This is a genomic window from Umezawaea sp. NPDC059074 (assembly GCF_042738955.1).
Lineage (GTDB): Bacteria > Actinomycetota > Actinomycetes > Mycobacteriales > Pseudonocardiaceae > Umezawaea.
Genome location: NZ_JBHYHC010000233.1, coordinates 1 through 8210 on the forward strand (window position 1 = coordinate 1; position 8210 = coordinate 8210).

Genomic DNA, 8210 nt, shown 5'->3' on the forward strand with positions numbered 1-8210 from the left:
ATTCGCTTCCGCCTCCGCCTCCCGACTCGGCCTCCGACTCCCGCCTCCCGCCTCCCGCCTCTCGCCTCTCGCCTCTCGCCTCTCGCCTTCGCTCCCGCTCCCGCCTCTCGCCTTCGCTTCCGCCTCCGCCTCCCGCCTCGGCCTCCGCCTCCTGCCTCGGCCTCCCGCCTGCGCCTCCTGCCTGGGCCTCCCGCCTTCCGTCTCCCGCCTTCCGTCTCCCGCCTTCCGTCTCCCGCCTTCGCCTTCCGCTTCCGCCTTCGTTGGCTGCGGGGCTTGTGGGTTGGCTTTGGTTGGTGATTTTGGTGGGGGTGGTGGGGTGTCTGGGGTGGTTGTCTGGGTTGGTCCTGGGGGTTTGACCTTCGGGTCTGTTGTCGCTTGGATCTTGGGGTGGGTCGGCGGTTTGGGTGGTTGTGGGCGGCGTATGCGGCCAGTGCGTTCGGGACGTGGTTGGCGTTCGACGCGTTTTCGTTGATTGCGATCCTGGTGTTGCACGTTGGGCCTGGGGCCGTGTCATTTCTGGCTGCTGTGGGGGTTGCTGTTGGGGCTGTTGTGGCGTTGCCGTTGGGGTCGTGGTTGGAGTTTCGGCGTAAGCGGCCGGTGATGATCGCTATGGATCTGGTGCGGTTCGTGGCGTTGATGAGTGTGCCTGCGGCGTTTGTGTTGGGGTTGTTGAGTTTTGGGCAGTTGGTGGTGGTGTCGGTGGTGGTGGGGGCCGCTGATATCGCGTTTCAGGCTGCTAGTGGGGCTGCGTTGAAGGCGTTGGTGCGGCCGGAGGACCTGTTGGTGGCCAACGGGCGGTTCGAGTCGACCGCGTGGACCGCTACCGCTGTGGGGCCGCCGGTGGGGGGCGTGTTGGTTGGGGCGTTTGGGCCTGTGGTCACTGTGGTGGCCAATGCGGTGAGTTTTTTGTTGTCCGCGTTGGGGATTCGGGCTATTGGTGGGGGTGAAGCGGTTCCTGTGCGGGTGAAGTCGCCGCGCATGGGGGATTTGGTGGAGGGGTGGCGGTTTGTTCTTGGTCATTCTGTGTTGCGGTTGTTGTTCGTGAACACGATGGCTGTGAACGGGCTGATCATGGTGTCCGCGCCGTTGTTGGCCGTGATGATGTTGGGGCCGTTGGGGTTTGCGCCGTGGCAGTACGGGCTGGCCTTTGCGGTGCCGTGTTTGGGTGGGTTGGTCGGGTCGCGGGTGGCTCGGCCGTTGGTGTCGCGGTTTGGGCGGCGGGCGGTGTTGTTGGTTGCCGGTACCGCGCGGGCCTGTTGGCCGATCGGGTTGGTGTTCATCCACGCCGGGATCAGTGGGTTGGTGCTGGTGATGGTGGTGGAACTCGGGTTGATCACGTCTGCGGCGGTGTTCAACCCGGTGTTCGCCACCTACCGGTTGGAGGAGGTGCCTGCTGATCGGGTCGTGCGGACGTTGTCGGCATGGTCGATTTCCACCAAGGCGAGCATCGCGGTGGTGACCGCGTTGGGTGGGGTGCTCGCGGGGGTGGTGGGGCCGCGCGTGGCTATTGGGGTGGCCGGGGTGTTGTTGTTGGCCACGCCCTTGTTGTTGCCTCGGCGGATTGGCTAGGCGCTGGGTGGGGTGAGGAAGGCTGGTTCCGCTGCTGCCAGGTTTTCGGGGAGGCGGGTGCCTTCGTGCAGTGGGACGAGTTCGGATTGGAGGACCATGGCCGCCGCGCCGATGGCCGGTGCTGTGGCCGCTGAGCGGGAGAGACGGACGTCCACCTGGTGGGTGGCGCGGGCGAAGAACGCGCGGTCCAGTTCCTCGCGGACGATGGGGAGGTAGACGGAGCCCGCGATGGCGAAGCTGGGGCCGGTGAGGACCAGGACGTCGAGGTCCATGAGGTTTGCGAGGGTGCGGGCCGCTACGGCGATGTAGCGGGCCGAGCGTTCGAGGATGGCCAGTGCTTGGGGTTCGCCTCGTCTTGCTGCTCGGCTGATGGCGGCGAAGTCTGCCGCGATGGACGGGCGGGTGCGCTTGGTGCCGGTGAGGCCGACCATGCGGGAGAGGTACTGGTCCGCGCGGGCCGCGGCGACCACTGCTGCTGGGCCCGCGAGGCTTTCTACGCAGCCGCGTGCGCCGCACCAGCATTCGGGGCCTAGCGCGTCCACGCAGATGTGGCCGATTTCGCCCGCGTTGCCGCTGATGCCCCGGTAGGTGATGCCGCCGATCACCAGGCCCGCGCCGATGCCGGTGCCCATGTAGAGGGCCGCTGAGGTGGAGGTGCCGCCTATGCCGCCGGACCAGTGTTCGCCGAGGGCCGCGGCGGTGGCGTCGTTGTCGAGCAGGACGGGGAGGCCGGTGGCTTGGGCCAAGGCGGTGTCGAGGGGGAAGTCTTCCCACTGGCGCATGGACGGTGGGGTGTGTGCCATGCCGGTGGCGGCTGAGAGGGGGCCGGGGGAGACGAGGCCCAGGCCCAGTACGCGGTCCGGGTCGACGCCTACGCGTTCGACCAGGGCGGCTACCTCGGTGGCCATTCTGGTGACGACCTCGGTCGGGGTGGCGGTGCCCGCGCCTGGTCTGGTGATGCGGGCTACGACCGCGCCGCCCAGGTTTGTGAGCACGTAGGTGATGCCCGCGTGGTCGAGGTGGATGCCGATGGCGAAGCGGGACGCGTGGTTGAGCTGGAGCAGCACGCGGCGCTTGCCGCCGGTCGACTCGGCGCGGCCGGTCTCCAGGACGAGGCCCTCGTCGATGAGCTTGCGGACGACCGTGGAGATCGTCGCGCCGGTGAAGCCGGTGGCGTTGATGAGGCCTACCCGGCTGATCGTGCCCGCCGCGCGCACGACGTCCAGGACTGCCGCCTTGCTGCTCGCGTGCAGCGTCGTCCGGGCCTGACCGCTCACTGGTCCTCCGCCTCCTGGCCAGCACTTACTTCGTTCACCGGCCGAAGGGTAGCAAGGGGGTGCCGCCGAACGCCTCGATCGGCGTGGGCGGAGGGGTGCCCAAGGACCCTTGACTTCCTTTCTTCACTGACTTAACAATCTCTCCACCGCAGCGACTCGCACCGTCGACGGCCGGTCGTTGCCACCCAGCCAGGAGAGGATCAACGATGTTCCTGAAGGCACAGCGCTCCCGCGTCGCGGTGGCGGGATTGGCCGTGGTCGCGCTGGTCGCGGCCGGGTGCGGGGCGTCCTCGAGCAGCCGGTCGGCGGACGCGGAGACCCTCGTCCTCTACACCGGACAGGCGGGCGACTACCAGGCGAACTTCAACCCGTTCTCGCCCACGCTCATCGACGGTCCCGGCACGATCTTCGAACCGCTGTTCTTCTTCAACGTCATCCGCCCGGTGGACCCGAGGCCCCGGTTGGGCAAGAGCTTCTCCTGGAACGCCGACGGCACCGAGCTGTCGGTGGAGGTCCGCGACGACGTGAAGTGGTCCGACGGGCAGAAGTTCACCGCGAAGGACGTGGTGTTCACGCTCGACATGATCACCAAGAACAAGACCATGAACGGCACGGGGTACCGGGGCAAGGCGACCGCGACCGACGACACCCACCTGGTCGTGGCGTTCGACGAGCCGTCGTACATGGAGGGCCCGCAGGTGCTGGGCAAGATCTTCATCGTCCCGGAGCACCTGTGGAAGGACATCGCCACGCCCGCGACCGACCCGGTGAAGAACCCGGTCGGCACCGGCCCGTTCCTGCTCGACGAGTTCAAGCCGCAGGCGTTCACCCTCAAGGCGAACCCCGGCTACTACGGCGGCGAACCCGCGGTGAAGAAGATCCGCTACCTGTCCCTCTCCGGCAACCAGGCCGGGGCGGACGCGCTGAAGGCCGGGCAGGTCGACTGGCAGACCGGGCCGGTGCCGGACATCAAGAACGTCGAGAAGAACTATCCGGGGTACAAGGCCGTCATCACGCCGATGAACCAGGCCGCGCTGTTCACCTGCTCCAACGCCGACCTCGGCTGCACCGGGCCGCAGACCGACCCGGCCGTGCGCAAGGCCGTCTACTACGGCATCAACCGGAGCCAGGTGAACGCGCTGGCGTTCGAGGGCACCGCGAGCGAGGTGTCGCCCGGTTACGCGCTGGTGCGGCGGGACAAGGACCTCGTCTCCACCAAGCTCAAGGAGAAGACCGCGCCGATGAGCCCCGACGTCGCCAAGGCGACCGGGCTGCTGGAGGGCGCGGGGTACGCCAAGGGCGGCGACGGGATCTACGCCAAGGACGGCAAGCCGCTGGCGCTGACGGTGAAGGTCGTCGCGGGCTGGACCGACTACATCACCGCCGTCGACACGATCGGCCAGCAGTTGCAGCAGGTCGGGATCAAGCTGACGCCGCAGCAGGTGTCGTGGAACGAGTGGTCGGACGCCCGCGGGCGCGGCCAGTTCGAGCTGCTGATCGACGCGGTGCAGCAGGGGCCCGCGCCCGACCCGTTCTACACCTACAGCTACTTCTTCAGCGGTGCCACGACGGCTCCGGCAGGAGAGGTCGCGAACCCCAACTTCGGCCGGATGAAGGACGCGGCGCTGGACGACGCGCTGGCCGCGTTGAAGCGCATCGACCCGAAGGACACCGCCGCCCGGCAGCCGCACCTCGACGTGATCCAGGCGCGGGTGGAAGAGGTCATGCCCTACATCCCGATCCTGACCGGCGGCACGACCAGCGAGTACAACGCCAAGAAGTTCACCGGGTGGCCGACCGAGGACGACCTGTACGCGTTCCCCGCGGTCTGGTCCCGACCGGAGAGTTCCGAGGTCTTCCTGCGCCTCAAGCCCGCGGGCAAGTGAGCGGATGCGCTACTACGTGCGGAAGTTCGCCTTCTACCTGGTCGCCCTGTGGGCGGCGCTCACGCTGAACTTCGTCATCCCCCGGTTGATGCCGGGGAACCCGGTCGACATCCTGCTGGCGAAGTTGCAGCAGCGCGGCGGGTCCATCGACCCGGCGGCGCGGCGGTCGTTCGAGCTGCTGCTCGGGTCGGGCGGGGACGAGTCCGTCGTCGGGCAGTACTTCGCCTACCTGGGCAATGTCCTTCGGGGTGACCTCGGGGTGTCGGTCAGCGCGTTCCCGGCCCCGGTGTCGGAGGTCATCGCGTCGTCGTTGCCCTGGACGGTGGTGCTGGTGGGGATCGCGACGCTGCTGTCGTTCGTGATCGGCATCGCGCTCGGTGCGCTGGTCGGCTGGAAGCGCGGCACGTGGCTCGACTCGCTGGTGCCCGCGACGACCGTGCTGGCGGCCGTGCCGTACTTCTGGCTGGCGCTGATCCTGGTGGCGGTGTTCGCCTCGGCGCTCGGCTGGTTCCCGCTCACCGGCGGGTACGACGTGGTGCTGTCGCCGGGGTGGGACGCGGAGTTCATCGGGTCGGCGGTCTACCACGGGATCCTGCCCGCGTTGACGATCGTGGTGTCGTCGGTCGGCGGGTGGCTGTTGGGGATGCGCAACATGATGGTGTCGGCGACGTCCGAGGACTACGTGCTGACGGCGCGGGCCAAGGGACTGCGGGACAGCCGGATCATGATCCGGTACGCCACCCGCAACGCCGTGCTGCCGTCGGTGGCGGGGTTCGCGATCTCGCTGGGGTTCGTGGTGTCCGGGTCGATCATCACCGAGCAGGTGTTCTCCTACCCCGGCATCGGCTCGAAGCTGCTCCAGGCCGTGCAGAACAACGACTACGCGCTGATGCAGGGGATCTTCCTGGTCATCACGGTCGCCGTGCTCGGGGCCAACCTCGTGGTGGACCTGCTGTACGCCCTGATCGACCCGCGAACCCGCGTGAGCGGATGAGGAGCCGACGTGTCCACAGTGGAGAGTAGGCGGCGGGTCCTGCCGCGCTGGTCGCCCAAGCTCGCGGTCGGGCTGGGGCTCATCGGGGTCGTCGTGCTGGTGGGGCTGGTCGGTCCACTGGTGGTCGGCGACCCGAGCGCGGTGCGGGACATCGGGCTGACGCCGCCGGGAGGGGAGTTCTGGCTCGGGACGACGCAGACCGGGCAGGACGTCGTGGCGCAGCTCGCGCACGCGACCAGGGGGTCGTTGCAGATCGGGGTGATCGTCGGGGTGCTGGCCACGGTGTTGTCGGCGGTGTTCGGCATCGTGGGTAGTTATGCGGGCGGGCTGGTCGACGAGGCGTTCTCGTTGTTCTCCAACGTGATGCTGGTGATTCCTGGGTTGCCGCTGGTGATCGTGATCGCCGGGTTCGTGCCCGCGGCGCAGCGGGGGTCGTGGACGGTCGCGATCGTGTTGGCGGTGACCGGGTGGGCGGCTTCGGCGCGGGTGCTGCGGGCGCAAACGTTGTCGTTGCGCAACCGCGACTACGTGGCCGCCGCGCGGGTGGCGGGGGAGAAGACGTGGCGGGTCATCACAGTCGAGGTGTTGCCGAACCTGTTGCCGGTGGTGGCGTCGCAGTTCGTGTTCGCGGTGGTGCTGGCGATCCTCAGCGAGGCCGGGTTGTCGTTCCTCGGGTTGGGGGCGTCGAACTCGTCGACGTTGGGGACGATGCTTTATTACGCGCAGAACGGGTTTGCGTTGCAGCGGGAGGCTTGGTGGTGGTTCGTGCCGCCCGGGCTGGTGATCGCGTTGTTCGGGTGCGGGTTGTCGTTGGTGAACTTCAGCATCGACGAGATCATCAATCCGCGGTTGCGTGATGTGCCTCGGGGGGTGGGGAAGGTCGTTGTTGCCGGGGTCTCGCCTGCTGTGCGGGGGGTGGAGGACGCGGTGTTGACGGTGGAGGGGTTGAGCGTGGTGTACCGGGGGGAGGTTCCGGTGCACGCGGTGAAGGACGTGTCGTTGACGTTGCGGCGGGGGGAGATTTTGGGGCTGGCGGGGGAGTCGGGGTGTGGGAAGACGACGTTGGCGTATGCGGTGAACCGGTTGCACAAGGCGCCTGCGGAGGTGACTTCGGGGGCGGTGACGTTCCACGATCGGGATGGGACGGATGTTGATGTGTTGGGGCTTGGGGTTTCGGAGTTGCGCGTTTTTCGGTGGTCGAAGTTGTCGATGGTGTTCCAAGGGGCGATGAACGCGTTGAGCCCGGTGACGACGGTGGCCTCGCAGTTGGACGACGTGCTGGTGACGCATCGGCCGGAGATGTCGCGGGAGGAGCGGCGGGCTCGGTGTGTGGAGGTGTTCTCGTTGGTGGGGGTTGATGTTGGGCGGTTGGGGGCTTATCCGCACGAGTTGTCCGGGGGGATGCGGCAGCGGGTGATGATCGCCATGGCGTTGTTGTTGGAGCCGCAGGTGATGATCATGGATGAGCCGACTACGGCGTTGGATGTCTTGGTGCAGCGGGGGATTTTGGGGGAGATCCTGGAGTTTCGGGATCGGTTGGGGTTTGCCGTTTTGTTCATCACGCATGACTTGCCGTTGTTGTTGGAGATCGCGGATCGGATCGCGGTGATGAAGGACGGGGAGGTGGTGGAGATGGGTTCTGCTGAGTCGGTGTTCCTTGAGCCTCGGCATCCGTATACGCGGGAGTTGTTGGCGGCGTTTCCTCGGGTGTCTGTTGGTGTTCGGGAGGGGGATGTCGGTGTTGTCGGCGGTTGAGCTGGTGAAGGACTTCGCCGTGCGGGAGGGGGTGCGGCGGCGGGTGTTGCGGGCTGTGGATCGGGTGTCGTTCACGTTGTCGGCTGGGCGGACTGTGGCGTTGGTGGGGGAGTCGGGGTCGGGGAAGTCGACCATCGCTCGGATGGTGGCTCGGTTGGAGAAGCCTTCATCCGGGGGGATTTTGGTGGATGGGGAGGTGTTGGGGGATCGGGAGTATCGGCGGCGGGTGCAGATGGTGTTCCAGGATCCGTTCGCGTCTTTGAACCCGTTTCATACCGTGGGGCATCACTTGGCGCGGCCGTTGAAGTTGCATGGGCGGGGGGAGTCGGTGGGGGAGTTGTTGGAGCGGGTGTCGTTGCCTGCTTCGTTTGCTGGGCGGCGGCCGTATGAGTTGTCTGGGGGGCAGAGGCAGAGGGTCGCTATTGCTCGGGCGTTGGCGCCTGGGGCTGGGGTGGTGGTGGCTGATGAGCCCGTGTCGATGTTGGATGTGTCGTTGCGGATGGGGGTGTTGAGGTTGTTGGGGAGGTTGCAGGAGGAGGAGAACCTGGCGGTTCTCTACATCACGCATGATTTGGCTACTGCGCGGGTTTTTTCGGATGAGGTGATGGTGCTTTATCGGGGGAGGGTGGTGGAGAGGGGGCCTGCCGATGCGGTGATCTTGGAGCCTCGGCATCCGTATACGCGGTTGTTGGCTGGGGCTGTGCCTGATCCTTTGGGGAGGGGGAGGGT

Annotated in this window: 6 protein-coding genes; 5 read left to right on the forward strand and 1 reads right to left on the reverse strand. The window is 67.1% G+C overall.

Annotated features, from left to right (window positions below):
• Positions 1-387 precede the first annotated feature (387 nt).
• Complete coding sequence (locus ACFWW9_RS44880; protein WP_390389563.1) at positions 388-1569, forward strand: MFS transporter; 1182 nt, start codon at positions 388-390, stop codon at positions 1567-1569.
• Here the strand turns inward: ACFWW9_RS44880 and ACFWW9_RS44885 are convergent.
• The gene (locus tag ACFWW9_RS44885) at positions 1566-2846 is read right to left on the reverse strand and encodes an ROK family protein (protein WP_390389566.1); all 1281 of its coding nucleotides are present in this window, start codon (positions 2844-2846) and stop codon (positions 1566-1568) included. The two genes, ACFWW9_RS44880 and ACFWW9_RS44885, sit on opposite strands and share 4 nt — an antisense overlap.
• A 206-nt stretch (positions 2847-3052) precedes the next feature.
• On the opposite strand from ACFWW9_RS44885, the gene ACFWW9_RS44890 reads away from it, so the two are divergent.
• The 4 genes from ACFWW9_RS44890 to ACFWW9_RS44905 form a co-directional block, all read left to right on the forward strand.
• Positions 3053-4732 (forward strand): ABC transporter substrate-binding protein, encoded by a 1680-nt coding sequence (locus ACFWW9_RS44890; protein WP_390389568.1) that lies wholly within the window; start codon positions 3053-3055, stop codon positions 4730-4732.
• Between the two features lie 4 nt (positions 4733-4736).
• Positions 4737-5726 carry an ABC transporter permease gene (locus ACFWW9_RS44895; protein WP_390389571.1) on the forward strand — a complete coding sequence of 330 codons (990 nt, stop codon included), beginning with the start codon at positions 4737-4739 and terminating at the stop codon, positions 5724-5726.
• A 213-nt stretch (positions 5727-5939) separates the two neighbouring features.
• Entirely contained in the window at positions 5940-7481 is a 1542-nt protein-coding gene (locus ACFWW9_RS44900; RefSeq protein ID WP_390389572.1) for a dipeptide/oligopeptide/nickel ABC transporter permease/ATP-binding protein, read from the forward strand.
• Positions 7459-8210 (forward strand): ATP-binding cassette domain-containing protein (locus ACFWW9_RS44905; protein ID WP_390389575.1); only part of this gene is annotated, 752 nt, incomplete at its 3' end. The genes ACFWW9_RS44900 and ACFWW9_RS44905, both read left to right, overlap by 23 nt.

Coding starts and splice junctions, on each gene's coding strand:
- ACFWW9_RS44890 (WP_390389568.1), top strand. CDS start 3,053: ATGTTCCTGAAGGCACAGCGCTCCCGCGTCGCGGTGGCGGGATTGGCC.
- ACFWW9_RS44895 (WP_390389571.1), top strand. CDS start 4,737: ATGCGCTACTACGTGCGGAAGTTCGCCTTCTACCTGGTCGCCCTGTGG.